Here is an 18,155-nt window from a genome sequence, read left to right on the forward strand (position 1 = left end):
ACTCCGGCTCCATCAGACCAGCAACGAGCTCATGACAGGCCGAGGTGAAGACATGGGCGTGAATGTCCACGGTGCGGCCGCGGGAGCGGGTCATACGTATGTCCTCTCTACGAACAGATCCCCGTGGGGCAGCTTCAAGCCTCGTTTCCATCCACAGCCCACTCGCACGGTATTGATCGCGGGCGGCAGAGTATTCGACTCGTCGACGACCAGTCCGCCGCTTTTGTTTATCGAACAGATACTCACTGGTTCATTCTTTGCAGAGTATACGAGGATGCCGCTATCAATTGTGACCGACGCCACGTCCCTCATCCCCCAGGGGCGGACGTTTTCTCGTCGCAGCGTGACATTTCCTCGTCGAGGCTTGCAGAAGTAGTCCGGGCAAACTTCGGACTCGTGAATGACGCATCGGAGAGTCGATGCGTACTCCGAACGCGACGACCTGGCCGCCGAGCTCGAAGGCCGCCTGGAGGCCCACTCTCTTGGACCGGTCCTGACCTCGATGCGCGGACTCGGGCCAGAGCCGCCATCACGATGCTCACCATCGTCGGCGACGCCTCTGCCTTCCCTACCGCCGGTCTGGCCCCGCTCACCCGCCACTCCGGCTCCTCGATCAAGGGAGAGGCTCGCTCCCAGCGCGGCAACCGCGCCCTTGAGTGTTCGCCCTGTTTGTCCGCGTTTGCCACCCTTGGCGACCCGGCTGGCCGCATCTACTACGACCCCACGAGCCAGGGCAATGTCACAACGCCGAGCTGATCCGCCTCGGCCACCGCATCGCCGTCCGGTTCGCGATCCTCCGTGATCAACGCCCCTATGGCCCGCCAGTCGACAGTCATCCCCGACCCTGATCTCGCTGCCGCTCGACACCGCATAGAGACACCCTCCGGAAAAGGAGTACAACGTCGGCAAGCGGCCACGACTTTCTGGTCGGCGTGGGCGCGTGACAGCGCCGGGCCATCTCGGCGACGTTTTCTCGTTGACGTGGGATATTTCTTCCCCAACGGTTGCCGCAGCAGAAATTGAGTAGCAACGTTTCAGAATCGTGAATGACATGTTCGGGAGCCGGACGAGCGCGTAGCCCCTGCGGAACGTGTACACGATAGTTTCCGGCCGCTCGCGCCCCTGCCTTTGAGTGGCCTCCTAATCAGCATCGATACGATGGCCTTCGAGGCGGTGGTCAGAATTTTCACCGAGGACGACGCTGAGCGCTTCGCCAACCAGGAACGCGTCACAGAAACAGCCAAAACGGTTAGCCGAACGGCTTTCCGGTCGGCACTGGCGCTTCGTCCACCGGATTCAGATATCGAGCGGTTCCGGCGAATCGGGGCGTGGCGGGCGGAAACACCACTCGACGACCTGGTTCGCTGGCGAGAAGAAACTCCGGATTCGCTCGCGGTTGTTTCCTACCGTGTTGATGCCGGCGCAGGTTCGCGGGTCGAGCGGCTGACGTACCGAGAGTACGCGGAGTACGTGGACCGCTTCGCCGTTGCCCTCTACCAGCTGGGCGTGCGGCCGGGCGAGGTCGTGGCGTTGCAGCTGCCCAACCGGTGGCAGCTCAACGCGCTGGTTCTGGCGTGCGTTCGGATTGGTGCGGTCGTCGCGCCGATCATGACGACGATTCGCCCGCGCGAGCTGGAGCGTGTGCTGCGCTGGATCGGCGCCTCGGTGTGCGTCACCATCGACCGCTAGGCCGGGTTCGGCCACGCCTCGGCACTGGCTGAGCTGGCGGCTCGGCTGCCGGATCTGCGGCACCGAGTGGTGCTCGGCGACACCATGGGGGATGGCGGGATCGGCTTCGCCGCGTATTTCGAGCAAACCCCGTGGGAACAAATGCACGCGGACGTTCTCGAAGCGGTGACCCCGGATCCGGACCGGGTTGGTCTGGTGTTGTTCACCTCCGGGACCAGCGGTGAGCCGAAAGCCGCCCTGCGCACCGTCAATAGCGTGCACGGAAGGGTTGCCGACGTTGCCGCCCTCTTCGACCACGGCTCGCACGACGCCTTCGCCACGTCCTCACCGCTGAGTCATCTGGGCGGGATCATCTTCGGAAACTTCCTTCCGCTCCTCGTTGGTGGCAGCGCAGTGTTCATGAACGTCTGGGAGCCTTCGAAGGCGCTCGAGTTCCTGTCCGCCGCGGGCGCCACCACGTTGTGGTCCGCACCGGCGGTGTGGGCGGAGCTGGTTGCCGAGCTGCGGAGGCAACCTGGCCCGCTGCCGCCGTTGCGTGTCGCAGGAGCGACGGGCACCGCGATCCTCGCACCGCTGGTCACGGAGGTCGCCGATATGTTCGGAGTGACGCTGCGTGCCGTGTGGGGGGCGACCGAAGGCACTGGTACAGCCATTGGTCCGGACGATCCGCCGGACTGGGCGGCACGGAGCGTGGGCCGGCCCGGGCCCGGCGTTGAAATCGAGTTACGCGCAGATGACCCGGTCAACGACGCGTCGCCGGCACGTGTGTACCTGCGGGGCAGCGAGCTGTGCCTGGCCACAGCCGGCGGCGACACCAAGGAGGTCGTCATCCTCGCCGAGCACGACGACGGCTGGTACGACACCGGCGATCTGGCCGTCCCAGACGGGCGTGGCGGGATCCGGATCCTCGGCCGGGCCAGGCCACCGACAGAACCGGCGGCTCGTTCCTGATTCCCATCGCCGACATCGAGGCAGCCCTACTCACCCACCCGGTGTCGTCGAGATCGCCCTCGTGGACTATCCCGACGGCGACGGCGACGGCGACGGCGGCGAACTGGCCTGCGCGGTGCTCGCCTCCCACGACACTCCGCCAACACTCGACGACATCCGCACCTACCTCGACCAGCGCGGCATGACGCAGTGGTATCAGCCCAGCCGCGTCGAGGATGTGCCAGCCCTGCCCCGCAACGAGAGCGGCAAGAACAACAAGGACCTGTTGCGCCGCGGGCTGCGCGGCGAGGCCAAGCTCGCCACATAGCACAGCGAGTTGGCCGGCCGGCCGAGAACCGCGCCCATGCGCTAGCGCAGGTCGACCCGTAGGGCTAACTCGCGTCTCACGTCGGTCAGGTGCAAGCGACCCTGCTACGGAGACCGTGGCACCCGCGTGTGCGAGCGCGAGCCCGGACGGCTGGGCAAGAAACGCCTCGTGCCACGGACCGTCGCGCCGGTTGCCGACGATGGACTGGTGGCCCTCGTTCGCGGCATTCGAAGATGCCGGCTACACCGCTGCAGGAATCCGGCGTCCACGGGCCGGGTGGGCGTCAGACCGACCAGGCCGCGCTTGGCCGACGCGTGGTACGCCGCGCCCGGCATCCCCTTCAGACCCGCAGCCGAACTGGTGATCACGATCGAGCCCCGGCCTGGACCATCGCCGGCACCGCCGCCTTCACCGTCTTCCACACCCCGGTCAGGTCGACCGCGATCATCTCCTCCCACTCACTGTCGGTCATCGTCCAGGTACCTTGCACGACCCCGCCGATTCCCGCGTTGGCGCACACCACATCCAGACGCCCCCGAGTCACACACGTCCGCCTCACCCGCCACGATCCGGCAGTCACACTCCTTCACCAACGCGACCGCCTCGCCGAGGTCCTCGGCGTAGCCAGTGGGTAGGGCACAGTGTCGAGCTCATGGCAAATGTCGAACGCGATGATGTCCGCGCCCTCCTGCGCCGGCCGCACCGCGTGCGACCGACCCTGCCCCGCGCTGCACCAGAGATCAGAGCAACCTTGCCCTTGAACGTCCTCGCACGGTGATCCCCCGTCTTCTTCAACCGACTCGCGATCGCCGATCATGAAACCGTAGCCACCACTTGCAGACGATCGACATGAACGTCTTTCCGAGATCCAACCGAGTAACCCAGTTGACCACACCAAGCCGTCTCAAGACGGACGTTATCTCGTCAATAAGGCGACATTTCTTCCTTGAAGTTGCAAGGCAGATCCGGGGTTGCAATCCTCGCGACAACAGCTGACGGAAGCCATTCCGTACCGTCTTCAGAGCGCCCACTCGAACGTTCTGCGGTCGAGTAACCCACCGCGGCCGAGATCGATACCGCCGCCATGAACCAACTATTTCCGGAGGAACTATGAGCGTCACAACGTGCACCGAGCGGTTGACCCGGGACAACACGGCACTCTTGCTGATCGACCACCAGGTCGGCCTCTACAGCGGCATCGTCGACATCCCGCTCGCTGAGCTGAAGCACAACGTGGTCGCCCTGACCACCGCCGCGCGGGTGTTGGGCCTGCCGATCGTCGCCACCACCACTGCGACCGACAGCATGTGGGGACCGATGATTCCCGAACTCGCCGCGGCACTACCCGCCGATCTCGCCGTGCCCGACCGCACCACCGTCAACGCCTGGGACGACCCGCGTGTCGCCGATGCGGTTCGTGCCACGGGTCGCAGGAAGCTTCTCATCGCCGGAATCTCGACCGAGGTCTGCCTCGCCTTCGCTGCACTGAGCACGAACGCCGAGGGTTTCGAGGCCTACGCCGTCATCGATGCCGCCGGCACCTTCTCCCAGACCAAACGCGAGGCCGGACTACTGCGGATGCAGCAGGCCGGCGTCACCCCGATCGATTACGCCACCGCGATCGTCGAGATCCTCGCGGACAACGCCGACCCGCTGGCCGGCGAGGTCTACGCGGCACTCGACATGCCATTCGCCGTACTGGTCGACCAGATCGCCCAAGCCATGACCAAGAGTTGAGACTTTCGCATACCGGCACCACCGAAAGGAGCATTGTGAACACCACAACGCCTCTGAGTGAACAGCGCACTACCCGTCGAGATGACGACGCCGTCCGCAACTTCCAGGCATCGCCACAGCTGGCCACGGATCTTCAGCGGGTTCTCGCCGACCTGATCGAACTGCATCTGCAGGGCAAGCAGGCCCACTGGAACGTCGTCGGAAAGAACTTCCGCGACCTGCACCTGCAGCTGGATGAACTCGTCGACGCCGCGCGTGAGGCAAGCGACACGATCGCCGAGCGGATGCGTGCCCTCGATGCGGTTCCCGACGGGCGGTCCGACACGATCGTCGCGACCACCACGCTTCCGCAATTCCCGGCAGGCGAGCAGGGTACGGCCGATGTCGTCGACCTGGTCACCACCCGGATCTACACCGCGGTCGACACCATCCGGGCCGTCCACGATGCGGTCGACGCCGTGGACCCGAGCACGACAGATCTCCTGCACGCGATCATCGACACGCTCGAGAAGCTGGCCTGGATGGTCAAGGCGGAGAACCGCAAGATTTAAGTCGATCAGTACGGTCTGGCCGCAGGCATTGGTCCTGGCGTGCGTGCTGCACTTGATCCGCAACAGTTTCCGCAACGCCTCCCGCAAGTACTGGGAGCAGATGGCCCGGGATCTGCGCCCGGTCTACACCGCACCCACCGAGCAGGCCGCGGCAGCGCGCTTCGAGGAGTTCGCTGACACGTGGGGCGGGCAGTATCCGGCGATCATCGGGATGTGGCGTTCGGCGTGGTCGGAGTTCGTGCCGTTCCTGGACCACGACGTGGAGATCCGCCGGGTCATCTGCTCGACCAACGTCATCGAGTCGATCAACGCCCGCCACCGGCGCGCGGTCAACGCCCGCGGGCACTTCCCCACCGAGCAGGCCGCGCTCAAGTGCCTCTACCTGGTCACCCGCGCGCTCGACCCGACCGGCAAGGGCCGAGCGAGATGGGCGGTCCGCTGGAAGCCCGCACTGAACATCTTCGCGATCACCTTCGCCGGGCGCATCATCCCCACCAACGGCAGCTAACCATCACGATCAGTTACACCGGTCGTCGGACACTCCCCGTTGGCAAGCCTCCTGTTTACAAGTTCGTTTACAGGGGTGTGTCGTGCCCTGACATGCCGATCAGCGCTCAAGTCCGGGATGTCGCCGCCGCGGCGGTACGTGGTGGGTGATTTGTTCGTATGGTGGCGTTTGTGGATCCAGTGGCGTTGATAGTGGCTGCACTGGCGGCGGGTGCAGTGGCGGGGGCGGAGAACACTGCCACGGAAGCGGTGAAGGACGCCTACGCTGGGCTGAAGGGCCTGGTGCGACACCGGCTGGCCGGGCGGGAGTCCGGCGAGGCGGCACTCTCCCGCCACGAGGAAGAGCCGGAGCAGGCTGGCAAGGTGTTGGAGGCGGAACTGGTCGCCGCTGGCGCGAGTGCTGACCCCGTGTTGTTGGAAGCTGCGCGACGGCTGCTCGTGGAGGTGGACCCGGCCGGTGACCGCGCAGGGAAGTACACGGTCGATCTCCGTGGAGCGCAGGGCAGCCAGGTAGGCAACCACAACATCCAGACAAACACGTTCTCTGCGCCGCCGTCGTCGGCACCCTGAGCAATGGGCCCGGCGGCTGAACGTGGACACGACCTGCGTTGGGCGCAAGGCGTCCAGATCGGCAATCACAACATACAGACCAACATCTTCAGCAGCGCCGTCACGTTCACGGCGTCGCTGCCGGTCGGCTGGCCAGTGCGCGTCGGCGCCGTCCCGGCCCTGGCCGACTGCTATCAGGATCGGGTCGAGGCATCGTCGTTGTTCCAGGTGGTGGCCGCGGGTGACTCACCGACGACGCACGTTCTCTCTGGTCTCGGTGGGGTCGGCAAGACCCAGCTGGCCGCTGCCCACGCCCGCGCTCGTTCGGATGTCGATTTGCTGGTCTGGACGCTTGCGACCAGCCGGGACGCGATCCTCAGTGGATACGCCCAGGCCGCTGCCCAACTCGGGCACCAGCCGGCTGGGGATACCGAGGCGGCAGCGCAGTGGTTCCTGACCTGGCTGCAGGCAGAAGCCGAGCGGTCGTGGTTGATCGTGCTCGATGACCTGGCGGAGCCCACAGACCTGCAAGGGCTCTGGCCCGACGGACCACGGGGGCTGACGGTTGTCACTACCCGGCGATCCGACGCCGTGCTGATGGGATCCGGCCGCCAGCGCGTCGACGTCGGGCTGTTCACATCCGGCCAGTCGCGTACCTATCTGTCCGCGAAGCTGGGTACAGATCCGCCCGGCGAACGAATGCGAGAGGCGGATGAGCTCGCCACCGAGCTGGGGCACCTCCCACTGGCGCTGGCGCAAGCCGCGGCGTTCATGCTCGACCGCGGCGACACGTGCGCCCGCTACCGGACCCGGCTCGCGGACCGCCGCCGTCGCCTGGCTGAACTCTTCCCCTCAGATGCGTTGGCCGACGACTACCGGGCCACCGTGGCAGCCACCTGGTCGATCTCCATCGATGCTGCCGATGCCCTCCAGCCCCCCGGGCTGGCACGCCCGGTTCTCGAACTGCTCAGCATCCTGGATCCCAACGGCGTCCCCACCGCAATACTCCGGACGGACGTCGCCGTCGCCTACGCGACCCACCGCAGCGCGACCTCGCCCCGCGAGCCACAGGACCTGACGGATGCGCTGCACCACCTCGCCCGGCTGAGTCTGGTCACCCTCGATCCCGGCGGTGCGGCAGCAGGGGTTCGCGTGCACGGGCTCGTCCAGCGTGCCGTCATCGAGCAGCTCGACCCGGAACAGCTCGACGTACTGCACGAGATAGCGACAGGTGCATTGCTGACAATCTGGCCCGACGTTGAACGTGACGCCCAACTCGGCCAGGTGCTGCGCTCGAACGTCACCACGCTGATGGCCCGGGCCGGATTGAACGTGTGGCATTCCCTAGCGCAGACGCTACGGTGGCGAACCGGGCTCAGCCTCCAAGCCTGGGGCCTCGTCCGCCCCGCGATCCGCCACTGGGAGCAAGTGGCATCCGACGCTTGCCAGCATCTCGGTCCCGATCATCCGTACACCCTCGCCGCCCGCGGCAACGCCGCAGCTTGTCGACTGGAGGCGGGCGATCCGCGCGGCGCCTCCGAAGCGCTCGAAAAGCTCCTTGATGACTATTCGCGAGTACTCGGCCCTGATCACTCCAACACTCTCACGACCCGGAGCCATTTGGCCGACTGTCGCGGTCATGTCGGCGATCTGGCCGGTGCGGTCGGAGCGTTCGAACAGCTGCTAGACGACTGCTCGCGGGTGCTGGGCCCGGACGACCCGGGAACGCTCGTCGCCCGCGGCAATCTCGCCTACTGGACTGGCGAGGCCGGCAATCCCCTCGGCGCGATCGAGGTGTTCGAGCCGCTGCTGGCCGATTGCCTGCGGGTACTTGGCCCAGACCATCCACACACGCACACCGCTCGGGTGAACCTCGCCCGGTGCTACTCCCAGACGGGGAACGTCGCGAGGAGCGCGGCGATGGAGGAGCAGGCATTGGCCGACCTCCTGCGGGACCTTGGCCCAGATAATCCCGAGACCTTTCTTCTCCGACACAACATCGCTTGGTCGCGCGGACAGGCCGGTGACCGGGTGGCCGCCGCCGATGCGTTCCAGCAGCTGCTGGCCGACTGCCTACGGATGCTGGGGCCGGATCATCCATTCACTTTCCAGGTCCGGCAGAGTGTCGCGAACCTGCGCGGCGACGCCGGTGATCCGGCCGGTGCCGTGGTCGCCATGGCAGAGCTCGTCGAGGACCGGGTACGGGTTCAGGGCGCCGACCACGTCGACACCCTCGTTTGCCGGTACCGGCATGCGCGATTGCGCGCCGACGGCAGGGACCTGGCCGGCGCCGAGACCGCCCTGACGGAGCTGCTCGCCGACCTAGAGCGGGTGCTGGGCGGCGAGCACCCGCATACCCTTGGCATCCGTGGGGATCTCGCGGGCGTCCATGGCGATGCCGGCGATCCGGCCGCTGCAGTCGCGGAATTGCATCATCTGCTGGCCGACACCGAACGAGCACTGGGGTCCGACCATCCGGAGACACTTCGAACTCGATTCAACCTAGCTCGGTGGCTGGCCGATTCCGGTGACCGTGCCGGTGCCGCCGAAGCGTTCCAGCAGCTGCTCTCCGACTACGTGAGGGTGCTGGGTCCCGACCATTCCGCCACGCTGTCCATCCGGGTGAATCTCGCAAAGCTGCGCGGCACCGCCGGGGACCCAGCCTATGCCGTGGACGCATTCGAACAGCTGCTCGCGGCGCGTGTGCGGCTGCTAGGCCCCGACCATCACGAGACCCTCGCCACGCGGCTTCTTCTCGCCGGCTTCCGCGGCAAGGCCGGCGATCACGCCGGCGCCGCGCGGGCCTTCGAGGAGCTGGCCGCCGACATGATCCGGGTGCTCGGAACCGACAATCCCGACACGCTCTTCGCCGGCCAAGGTGCCATTTACTGGCGTCACGGTGCTTCCCGGCCCTGAGCGAACCCGACCCCTGACGTTCCCGCAGCGCCCGTTACGGTGCCGAACGTTCCCGCCTGTGAAACGGGGTGTAGGCCTAGTCGTATTCGCTGCCCAGCAGCTCCTGCCAGCGGGCCGGCACCCGGCTGGCCTCCGGCGCAGTCGCGGTGCCCGCCTCCAGCAGCACGGTGCAGTGCAATATCGGCGCCCAGCCCGGTCGACGTTCCGCCGCCGACAACAGGTACACGACTTCTCGCCTGACGTTGACGACTTTTCCGAACCGGCCGAAATGGTGTCCATCCGGCGTTCCCGAAGACCACGCAGTTCTCCACGGGCGGCCAGTGCACGCGGACGCGGAGATCATGAGGAGATCGAAAACCTGGATTACTTGATCTTCATGGGTGGTATCCGTCCGAGCAGCGACGCTGTGCCCCCATCCGTACCTCATGACATGGAGGAATGGACATGACCACGCAACCGACCCGAGACTCGAGGGAGACCATGGGATCCGCCGACCCCGCCGCGTCAGACAATCCTGCGCGGTCCGCCATGCGGCGCGCCGAAAGTACGGTCCGGGGCGCCGCGACCAAGAAGGCACGCTCAGGCGTCCGCGGCGTCGCGAACAGGCTCGACCGGGTCGCGACCAGCAGCACCGAATCCGGCAGGAGAGCCGCGGGTGGCCTGGCGACGATCGCCGGCACCGCAACCAACACCGCGACGGGCGCGGTCAGGACGACCGCTGGCACCGCAACCGACACAGTGAAGGGCGCTGTCACGACTCTCACATCAGCCGCGAAGCCGCTGCTGAGTGGGGTCGGGGCGGCGTTCGCTCTCACTCTTGTCGTCCGCAAGATCACGCTGTTCCTGCAGTTCCTGCGTCAGCTGGCGCTGCGGGTGCTCGAGGCACTCAGGCAGCTGGCACTCGGCCTGCGGGAAGCAGCGGCCAGGCGCCGCGGTGGCGGGCAGCAGGCCGTCGAGGACGAGGCCGCCGAGAGTGAAGCCGTGGACGACGAGGAGGCCGTCAACGAGGAGGCGCCACAGCACGGGCCTGATCGGCGCGGCCGGCGACGCGGCCGACCTCGCACCCTCAGAGTCGGAGGGCCAGCGGCCGCGACGACCGGTTCAGCGGCTGGGACGTAAATGCCTGGTCGCCAGCGGTACCACCGCGGCGATCATGCAGAACCGGGGATGATCATCCGCGCCGGTCATGACCTTGACCTCGGGACATCGAACAGCAGGATCCCACCGCCGATGTCGATCTGCCACAACGCCATCGGCGCCGAGCGTTTCCACCGCGCATGGTCCGAATGCCTCCTGCAGCGTGACCGCGGCTCGATCAGGCTGTGGCGACCAAGATCCGATGCACGATCATCCGTCCTCCGGGACGGCACCGGATCCACACGCCCGGCCCCCGGCGAGTTCATGGGCCAAGCGTCGTAGCCCCACCACGGGTGTTCCCGGCGCAGCTCACACACCACCACCTGCAAGGGGTGACTCTGCGGGCACGACACCGGCCGCCGGGACCGGTCTGCGGATCCGATCGGGCCATCGGCGCGATACCGCCTGAGCCAGGTGGACACACTCTGGCGTGACACTTGTGTGAAGTGCGGCGACGGCTTCTCCCGCCAGCCCCACCAACACCACCCCGACTGGCTCGATCGAGGCGTCACTCTTTCGCCCCGGGCGGGGACCCGCAGCATGGCGATCTGTGCCGCCTCGCCGTCGGCCTCGGCCTAGTCCGGCGGCACCCCGAGCCGGGCGCACTCGAAGCGGGGGTCGATCGCGAAGACCTGCTCGTCGAGCGGTGCGTAGTCGGCGCAGGGCCCGAACGCCGGCTCCTGGCGTAGAAGCGGGTGGGCTCGGCCAGCGCTGCCGCCGACGGTGGCGCGGTGGGCTGCGCGCGGGCCCCAGGAGCAGGAGCAGGAGCAGCGTCGCGGCCGTCCGGAGGCGGACGAGCGCGGAATGTGCGGGCACGGCGGAACTCCTCCGGGATGGTGGCGGCGCCGCGCCGCGCGGGGGCCGACGGCGGCCGCTTCCGCCGTCAGCTGCCCGGGAGGACGGCGGCGGCGACGAGCGCGCTGACCACGATGGCGGTCGTGGTGCGCGTGACGGCCGATGCGGCGGCGCCGGCGCCCCAGTCGCCCTGTTCGAGTGCCGTGGCCCGGTCGATGACCGGAGCGGTCCATGGGATCTCGCGGTGCAGCATGGGCAGCGATCCGCTCGCCGAGAGCAGTGCGACCAGCGCGGCGGTGCGCGGATCCGGCGGCACGCCGTCCTCGAGCACGGCACGCACGCGCTCGACGAGGTCCGCCCGGCGGTCGGTTGTCCCGGCGCCGAGCCTCGTCGAGGTGAACAGGCCCAGGGTCCTCCCGGTCGACCGCGCCACGTCGCCGCGCTTCACGAGCCGGTCGAGCACCGGCTTGCGCAGTGGCGGGCCGACGGCGGCGAGAAAGGTCTGTACGTTCCGCGGCTTCTCGGCGACGTAGTCCCAGGCGGACCGCAGCAGGACGTCTCCGGGAGGAGCGTCCCCGGCGGTCCGGACGAGGGTCCCGCGGAGGCCGGCCTCCTCGGTCTCGACCAGTCCGAGCTGGGCGAGCTCGGCGAGCAGCGCGCCACCCAGCACGTAGAACAGCGTGCCCTCACCGGCGATCGTCCCCGACGATGGGCTGAACAACAGCAGCATCAGATCCTCGGCCAGCAGGGGCGCCACGGACACCGTCGTGGGCGACGGGGACGGTGTTCCGATCTGGACGGCCTGCACGTCGCCGTGGGCCGTCGCCCGCGGCACTCCGTGGGACTCGGTCTTCCGCGAGGCACGCATGATTGTCTCCATCCGTTCGGGGGCGCGCGACGGAGCGAACACCATGTCGCTGCGGCACGGTCAAGCTGCGCTCGTGGCGCCTCACGTGCCGATGGCTCGGATGGCGTCGTTGGCGTGCGGGATCCGGCGGGCATGCTCGGTGCACGCAGGTTCATGTGGGCGCCGAGCCACGATGACCCGGCCACCCGGGCGAGAGCTGGCCGTTGTCGCCTGTGCTGAGAGCACGAGGCCCCGCACCAGCCGTCAGTAGTGGCCCGAGAACCCACAGCCCTTTCTTCGCCGACGGCACTCGCTGCACCCCTGCGTCGCATGACCACCGAAGACCGTCGCGAAACGTCGCTTCAGCCGGTGCTCGGGCTGCGCCCGGGTCCTTCAGCGGCCCTATGCCACCGCCGCAGCCAGCAGCGTCAATGACGCGTCGAGAGCCTCGGCGGAGACGACCGGCAGCCGTGGCACTCCCGCCGGGTGGGTGACCGCCGTCCAGTCGTAGGTCTGGGTCACCTCGGTGCGGCCGTCGTCGGTGGGCGTGAGCGTCCAGGTGAAGCGGTGACCGGCCGGGCGCTGACCCGGCTGGCCGGGCGCCCAGCCGAGAACCCGGTTCTCGGTGAAGGCCACGACGTGGTTCTCGATCCGGTAGTCACCGATCTCGTCGTTGTGCATGGCCATGACGAAGGTGTCACCGACGGCGGCGACCGGGTGGGAGGTCTCGGCATGGCGCAGGAAGCCGGTGGCGTCGAGGTCAGGGTGACGGCGGGGGTCGCGCAGCACCGCGAAGATCCGCTCAGCCGGGGCGTCGATCGCCTGGCTGACGGTGGTGTGGGTCGGGCCGTCCGTGGTGACCGGGTCGAGGTAGAACCGGGCCCATGCGATCCGTCCCTCGCGGGTGGTGAGCACCACCGGGCCGCGCAACAGGACCGTCGCCCCGGTCGGGGCGGTGCCCCGCATCTCCCACTCCGACCACAGTTCGTCGCCGTTCTGGGCGTGGCGCAGAATCTCGGCCTGCAGGTCGGGCAGCCCGGCGAGGATCTTCGTCCAATTCGCGGTGACCTGGTCGGAACCGATGAACCCCTCGGCCGGTCGCAGCGGCCGCTCGGCCACGTAGTCGTCGGTGAAGCAGCCGGCGATCCGCTCCGGGACGTGGGAGTTGATCGCCACGCGCAACGCTTCCAGGGCCTCGGGGACCATGCCTTCGACTCCTCACTCGCCGGTTCGTCCTGTCGCCGTCGAGAATGAACATCGGGGTGCGGAGCGACAACCGGACAACGCCCGGACAACGCCCCGGCCCTGGCGGGCACAATCGAGCTCGTGAAAGATCCGTCTGGCCCGGCGCGGAAGACGATCAGCTTCGCGGTCATGCTGCGTGATCTGCGGAAGGCCAGGTCGCTGACCCAGCAGGAGCTGGCCGCGGCCGCCGGCCTGTCCGTCGACGCGGTCAGCGCGTTGGAACGGGGGCGGCGGACGGAGCCCCAGCCGCACACCGTTCGGTCGCTGGCCTCGGCGCTGCAGCTCCGCGACGCCGACCGCACGGCGCTGCTGTCCACCCTCGGGAGGGCCGGCGACGGGGCTCTCGAGATGCCGTCGCGCACGTTGGTGACCCACCCGCCGATGCCTCCGGCCACCCCGGTGGTCGGGCGGGACGACGAGGTCGCCGAGGTCGTCGCCGCCCTGCGTGCCGCGGCGGGCCGGCTGGTGACGCTCACCGGCCCAGGCGGGGTGGGCAAGACCACCGTCGCGCTGGTAGCGGCGCAGGCAGTGGGCGCCGACCACCCGGGCGGGGCGTTCTTCGCCGACCTCACCGACGTCACCGACCCCGACGACGTACTAGCCGTCGTCGCCCGCGCCGCCGGGAGCCAGGCCGACACCGTGTCCGGCCTCGCCGCGCACCTCGCCGGGGCGGCGGTCCTGCTCGTTCTCGACAACCTGGAGCGGGTGGCGGCCTGCGCTCCGCAGCTGGTCGAGCTGCTGTCGGCCTGTCCCGACGCGGTGGTCCTGGCCACCAGCCGCGTTCCACTGCGGGTGCGTCGGGAACGCGAGATCCGCATCGCCCCGCTGGGCCCCGCGGCGGCCGTCCGGCTCTTCGGCGAGCGGTTGGCCGCCGCCGGCGCGCCATCGCCCCCCACGAGCGGGAAGAACGACGGTCCCGTCCCGCAGCTGTGCCGGCGGGCGGACGGGCTGCCACTGGCCATCGAGCTGTTGGCCGCAGCAGCCGCGCGACTCGGCCCTCGGGCACTCCTGGACCGGGTCGATCAGCTGGCCGAGCTACCCGTGGCCGGCCCGCGGGATCTGCCGGCGCGGCAACGCACCATGGCGGCCACCATCGAGTGGAGCTGCCGGATGCTCGGCCCCGCGGCCCGGCGACTGCTCCCTCGGCTCGCCATGGTCCCGGGCAGCTTCTCCCTCGATGCCGTCGACGCGATCGCTGCGCCGGACGCGGCGGGGACGGTGGGCGCGTTCGCCGAGCTGCTCGAGCACTCGCTGGTCGCCCGCGGCGACGTGGGACAGATCGTTCGGTTCCGGCTGCTGGAACCGGTACGCCGGCACGCGCTCGAGACGCTCGAACCGGCCGACCGGGAACAGGCCCGTCGGGGCGTGGCCCAATGGGCCCTGCGGGCGGCGCGCGAACGCGGTGCGCGGATCCGGGGCCGCGGCGACATGACCGCGGTGGAGCAGGTCGAGGTCGATCGCGGCGTGCTGCGGATCGGGTTCGACCAGCTCGTCGACGCCCGCCGGCACGACGACGCCGCCGAGCTGCTGTGGTCGGTGTGGCTGCCGCTGTGGATGAACGGGCACACCCGCGAAGGCCTCGCCTGGACCGACCGCCTGCACGAGGACGACCTGAGCGAGCGGGGCCGGGCCCGCTGGTTGGTGGCGCGCGCCGGGTTTTACCGTGTCGCCGCGGACCTGTTCGCCGGTGCGGAGCGGGCGATGCGGCTGGCCGAGCGGATCGACGACGCCTCGCTCGCCGCGGAGGCGGGAATCTTCGCGTCGGCGGCGGCGCTGCGCCTGGAGGACTTCGACGGTTCGGCGGCTCTGCTTGCCAGGGCCGAGGCCCACGTCACGCAGCGGCTCGACGTCGGCAACGACGTGTGGGCAGCCGTGCAGGTGCCCATCGGACGTGGGGACCGCGCGCTGCTGCGCGGCGACCGGCACGCGGCGGCGCAGCATTGGCGGGCGGCCGCAGCCACGGCGCAGGAGCTGGACAGCGGGTTCTCGGTGGCCGCGGTCCTTGCGGAGTGCGCGCAGGCCGCCCGCGGTGAAGGACGCCTGGACGACGCGGCCGTGATGCTCGCCGTCGCCGACGAACTCGGCCCACAGCGGGGCGGGCACCGGCCACGGGCACACCTGGCGGGCGTCGCCGCTGCCTTGGCGGCCGACCTCGGTGACGTGGAGTCGGCGCAGTGGTGGGAGGGCGTGGCGGTGTCGGGCGCAGCTCGGTCGGACGCCGATGAGCTCGGCGAGCGGTTCCGGGAGCTGGTCCGGCGCGCCGACACCGTCTCCGGGCGGGCCTGAGCCGGGCCCTCCGCCCGTACCGGCGGTGTCCGGTCGGTGTCCGGTGGTCTCCCGCGAGCGTGCTGCGAGAGTCGGAGTTATCGGGTCGGTCGCCGTCGCGGGCCGACCTCGACCGGTCCCGAGGAAGCCGTGACGGCCGCCCCCACCGTGCTCCTCGTGACTGCGTTGACCGGTCGCGTCCGGCCGAGCGCAGCATGTACGACGAGTTCGTGGCCGGTACGGAACAATCGCGCGAATTCGACATACCCGCGGCGTCCCTCGCACTGCTCGGCATCGACATCCCTCGGGAAGGGCATTATCTCCGGCACGTGTCATCGGCCACATCAACTTGAGGATGCCGTGGGGTCATGGCTTGCCCTGACCACAGGACAGACCGACTTGGTCGATCGACCTGGTGAAACCTGCAGCACGACATCCGAGGCGACTGCTGGCGACCAGACAGCGGTCGGTCACTCCGCCAGCGGGCGCTGGATCAGAGATGAATGTGGCCGCCGCCGTTGCGCGGCAGGCCTCGCACGACGAAAGGGGAAGGACCAATGGCGGCTTCTCGCGAGCACGAAATCGTGAGATATCAGCTCGGATGGAAAGTCTTCGACTACGCAAAGATCAAGAGTGGTCTGAACGATCTGGGTCGCCGGGGGTGGGAGGCTGTCGGCACGATGCTGCCCACGATCGGGACCAACGGCACGCCGGACATCGTCATCCTGCTCGAGCGAGCGGTCCCCGAACGGTGACGGTCCGCAACTCAGGTCTCGCGCTCGACCGGTACATCGCTGCCGTCGATCGGGCGATCGCCGACGACACCGCCCTCGATGAGCTGCTGGACGTGTTCGCGGCGGACGCCGTGGTGGCCCTCGACGAGAAGCCGGTACAAGGAACAGAAGCGATACGCGAGTTCTACCGAGAATTCATCGCGATTCACGCCGAGGCGAAGCACTTTTGGAACACGACGGTGCTCCCGGACGGACGTCAGCGTGCGGAGTGGGCGTGCGCGGCGCGCATGGCCGATGGATCGGTGGTCACGGCGGCCGGCGTCGAGTACGCGGTCGTCGGGCCCGACGACCGCATCGTCGACTTGCGCAACACCGTCACCCGTCAGGTCGGCTGAGAGCGCCTGCAGCCCGACCGGGCCTGGAGAGCGACAGGATCGTGCGGACCACGAGGGCCACGGCTTCGCCAACGACCATCTCCGGTACCGATGTCCTGCGGGCTCCCGGCGCAGGTTCACGTCCTGATGATCCTCCGCGCCCTCGCAAGGTTGGCGATCAGTTCGGCCCGGGTCTGGTACTGCAGCGCGTCCCACGCCGGTTGACCGGGAGCGCTGCGCCACGCCTCGCTGAGCGGACTGTTGTCGACGGTGTCGAACCCGAACTCGTCGAACAGCCGCGTCACGAGCTCCACGGCCTCGGGGTGATCGCTCGAGGTCGGCAACGCCAGACGGCCCCGGGTGCCTGCCGGCGCCCCCGCGGTCGTGATGCGGTGGGACTGGATGTGGCTAAAGGCCTGCACGACCCTGGACCGTGGCAGCTGCTCCTGGCGCAGCTGGTAGACCGTCTTCTCACCCGAGTCGACGGCCGCGAAATGGCCGTCGCGCCAGATCATGTAGTTGTTCGTGTCGAGCACGATCTTGCCGGCGAGCTCGTCGACAGGCATGTCGTTGACCAGTTTGAGTGGGACCGCCACGACGACGAAGGCGCCGGCGGACAGCAGCGCCGGCAGCGGTTGCCGCCTGCGCCGGCGGGCCGAGCTCCTCGACGAGGTGCTTCAGGGTCTCTGGTCCTCGTGAGTTGGCGATGACGACGTCGTAGCCGTGCGCGATCGCCGCACGCGCGACCTGGCTTCCGACCTCACCCGCGCCGATGATTCCGATCGTCGTCATGCGTACGTCGGCCCCGCTCAACGGCCGACGGCGGCCATGTTGGCCGCGTCGTGTCGTTCGCCGGAGGCCGGAGCCAGGCCGTCGAGCCGCGCGACCTGGTCGGCGGTGAGCTCGAGGCCGTCGACCGCCGTGTTCTCCTCCACGCGGTCGGCTCGCTTGGTGCCGGGGATGGGGGCGATGTCGTTCCCCTTGGCGAGCAGCCAGGCCAGGGCGACCTGCGTGGGCGTGGCCCCGACCTGCGCGGCGACCTCCCGGACCTCGTCCGCGATGTGCAGGTTCCGTTCCAGGTTGCCGCCGGTGAAGCGCGGGTTGGTTCGGCGCCAGTCGTCGGGGTCCAGGCCGTCCAGCGAACGGATGTCCCCGGTGAGGAACTCGTGGCCGAGCGGGGAGTACGCCACGAAGCCGATCCCCAGCTCGCGCAGCACGGGCAGGACCTCGGCCTCGGGATCGCGGGTCCACAGCGAGTACTCGGACTGCACCGCCGCGACCGGGTGCACCGCGTGAGCGCGCCGGATCGTCGACGGCGCCGCTTCCGACAGGCCGATGTGGCGCACCTTTCCCTCGGCCACCAGCTCGGCCAGCGCGCCCACCGTCTCCTCGATGGGTGTGTCCGGGTCCACCCGGTGCTGGTAGAGCAGGTCGATGTGGTCGGTTCCCAGCCGCCGGAGCGACCCGTCCACGGCTAGGGCGTGTCCTGTAAGTCGGTGCGCAGCCATAACACGATGGCGGCGATGATGATCTCGGTGCGGTAGTAGGCGG

Annotated in this window: 17 protein-coding genes and 2 pseudogenes; 11 read left to right on the plus strand and 8 right to left on the minus strand. The window is 68.9% G+C overall.

The features are described 5' to 3' along the window. Positions 1-1,158: 1,158 nt before the first annotated feature. From MMF94_RS42290 to MMF94_RS42300, 3 genes are all read left to right on the plus strand, one after another. Positions 1,159-1,689 carry an AMP-binding protein gene (locus tag MMF94_RS42290; protein ID WP_241043150.1) on the plus strand — a complete coding sequence of 177 codons (531 nt, stop codon included), beginning with the start codon at positions 1,159-1,161 and terminating at the stop codon, positions 1,687-1,689. A 66-nt stretch (positions 1,690-1,755) separates the two neighbouring features. After that, the gene (locus tag MMF94_RS42295) at positions 1,756-2,640 is read left to right on the plus strand and encodes an AMP-binding protein (RefSeq protein ID WP_241043151.1); all 885 of its coding nucleotides are present in this window, start codon (positions 1,756-1,758) and stop codon (positions 2,638-2,640) included. Between the two features lie 61 nt (positions 2,641-2,701). Continuing rightward, positions 2,702-2,947: a hypothetical protein gene (locus MMF94_RS42300; protein ID WP_241043152.1), complete on the plus strand. Its 246-nt coding sequence runs from the start codon at positions 2,702-2,704 to the stop codon at positions 2,945-2,947. A 364-nt stretch (positions 2,948-3,311) separates the two neighbouring features. On the opposite strand, the gene MMF94_RS43650 is transcribed toward MMF94_RS42300, so the two are convergent. Further along, on the minus strand, positions 3,312-3,527 hold the full coding sequence (locus MMF94_RS43650; protein ID WP_338104445.1) for an SDR family NAD(P)-dependent oxidoreductase: 216 nt from the start codon (positions 3,525-3,527) through the stop codon (positions 3,312-3,314). Between the two features lie 530 nt (positions 3,528-4,057). Between MMF94_RS43650 and MMF94_RS42310 the strand changes: the two genes are divergently transcribed. The 5 genes and pseudogenes from MMF94_RS42310 (at position 4,058) to fxsT (ending at position 9,207) form a co-directional block, all read left to right on the plus strand. After that, positions 4,058-4,684 (plus strand): isochorismatase family protein, encoded by a 627-nt coding sequence (locus MMF94_RS42310; protein ID WP_241043153.1) that lies wholly within the window; start codon positions 4,058-4,060, stop codon positions 4,682-4,684. A 35-nt stretch (positions 4,685-4,719) separates the two neighbouring features. Further along, complete coding sequence (locus tag MMF94_RS42315; protein ID WP_241043154.1) at positions 4,720-5,235, plus strand: Dps family protein; 516 nt, start codon at positions 4,720-4,722, stop codon at positions 5,233-5,235. A gap of 1 nt (position 5,236) precedes the next feature. After that, positions 5,237-5,743: pseudogene (locus MMF94_RS42320) on the plus strand (transposase); the annotation flags it as partial. A gap of 170 nt (positions 5,744-5,913) precedes the next feature. Then, the gene (locus tag MMF94_RS42325; RefSeq protein ID WP_241043155.1) at positions 5,914-6,312 is read left to right on the plus strand and encodes a hypothetical protein; all 399 of its coding nucleotides are present in this window, start codon (positions 5,914-5,916) and stop codon (positions 6,310-6,312) included. A gap of 3 nt (positions 6,313-6,315) precedes the next feature. Then, a complete protein-coding gene (gene fxsT / locus MMF94_RS42330) occupies positions 6,316-9,207 on the plus strand; it encodes an FxSxx-COOH system tetratricopeptide repeat protein (protein WP_241043156.1) in 2,892 nt (963 codons plus the stop codon). 76 nt (positions 9,208-9,283) lie between these two features. Here the strand turns inward: fxsT and MMF94_RS42335 are convergent, their stop codons facing one another. The 4 genes from MMF94_RS42335 to MMF94_RS42350 all read right to left on the minus strand — a co-directional run bounded on the left by MMF94_RS42335 (position 9,284) and on the right by MMF94_RS42350 (position 13,192). After that, on the minus strand, positions 9,284-9,433 hold the full coding sequence (locus MMF94_RS42335) for a hypothetical protein (RefSeq protein WP_241043157.1): 150 nt from the start codon (positions 9,431-9,433) through the stop codon (positions 9,284-9,286). Between the two features lie 539 nt (positions 9,434-9,972). Beyond that, positions 9,973-10,230, minus strand: coding sequence for a hypothetical protein (locus MMF94_RS42340; protein WP_241043158.1), 258 nt, complete (start codon positions 10,228-10,230; stop codon positions 9,973-9,975). 997 nt (positions 10,231-11,227) lie between these two features. Then, the gene (locus MMF94_RS42345) at positions 11,228-12,007 is read right to left on the minus strand and encodes a GOLPH3/VPS74 family protein (RefSeq protein WP_241043159.1); all 780 of its coding nucleotides are present in this window, start codon (positions 12,005-12,007) and stop codon (positions 11,228-11,230) included. Positions 12,008-12,388: 381 nt separating this feature from the next. Further along, positions 12,389-13,192: a nuclear transport factor 2 family protein gene (locus tag MMF94_RS42350; RefSeq protein WP_241043160.1), complete on the minus strand. Its 804-nt coding sequence runs from the start codon at positions 13,190-13,192 to the stop codon at positions 12,389-12,391. A gap of 120 nt (positions 13,193-13,312) precedes the next feature. Between MMF94_RS42350 and MMF94_RS42355 the strand changes: the two genes are divergently transcribed. The 3 genes from MMF94_RS42355 to MMF94_RS42365 all read left to right on the plus strand — a co-directional run bounded on the left by MMF94_RS42355 (position 13,313) and on the right by MMF94_RS42365 (position 16,625). Next, a complete protein-coding gene (locus MMF94_RS42355) occupies positions 13,313-15,517 on the plus strand; it encodes an ATP-binding protein (protein ID WP_241043161.1) in 2,205 nt (734 codons plus the stop codon). Positions 15,518-16,053: 536 nt separating this feature from the next. Then, complete coding sequence (locus tag MMF94_RS42360) at positions 16,054-16,251, plus strand: hypothetical protein (RefSeq protein ID WP_241043162.1); 198 nt, start codon at positions 16,054-16,056, stop codon at positions 16,249-16,251. Next, positions 16,248-16,625, plus strand: a complete 378-nt coding sequence (locus tag MMF94_RS42365; RefSeq protein ID WP_241043163.1) for a nuclear transport factor 2 family protein — start codon at positions 16,248-16,250, stop codon at positions 16,623-16,625. Before MMF94_RS42360 ends, MMF94_RS42365 begins: the two co-directional genes overlap by 4 nt. Before the next feature lie 116 nt (positions 16,626-16,741). Here MMF94_RS42365 and MMF94_RS42370 read toward each other — a convergent pair whose 3' ends face one another. The 3 genes and pseudogenes from MMF94_RS42370 to MMF94_RS42375 form a co-directional block, all read right to left on the minus strand. Beyond that, positions 16,742-17,200 (minus strand): NADPH-dependent F420 reductase, encoded by a 459-nt coding sequence (locus MMF94_RS42370; protein WP_241043164.1) that lies wholly within the window; start codon positions 17,198-17,200, stop codon positions 16,742-16,744. Positions 17,201-17,234: 34 nt separating this feature from the next. Next, a pseudogene (locus MMF94_RS43975) lies at positions 17,235-17,417 on the minus strand (NAD(P)-binding domain-containing protein); the annotation flags it as partial. After that, positions 17,414-18,076, minus strand: coding sequence for an aldo/keto reductase (locus MMF94_RS42375; RefSeq protein WP_379660569.1), 663 nt, complete (start codon positions 18,074-18,076; stop codon positions 17,414-17,416). The gene MMF94_RS42375 and the pseudogene MMF94_RS43975, both read right to left, overlap by 4 nt. Between the last annotated feature and the right edge of the window lie 79 nt (positions 18,077-18,155).

It is taken from the genome of Pseudonocardia alaniniphila (assembly GCF_022524485.1).
Classification (GTDB): Bacteria; Actinomycetota; Actinomycetes; order Mycobacteriales; family Pseudonocardiaceae; genus Pseudonocardia; species Pseudonocardia alaniniphila.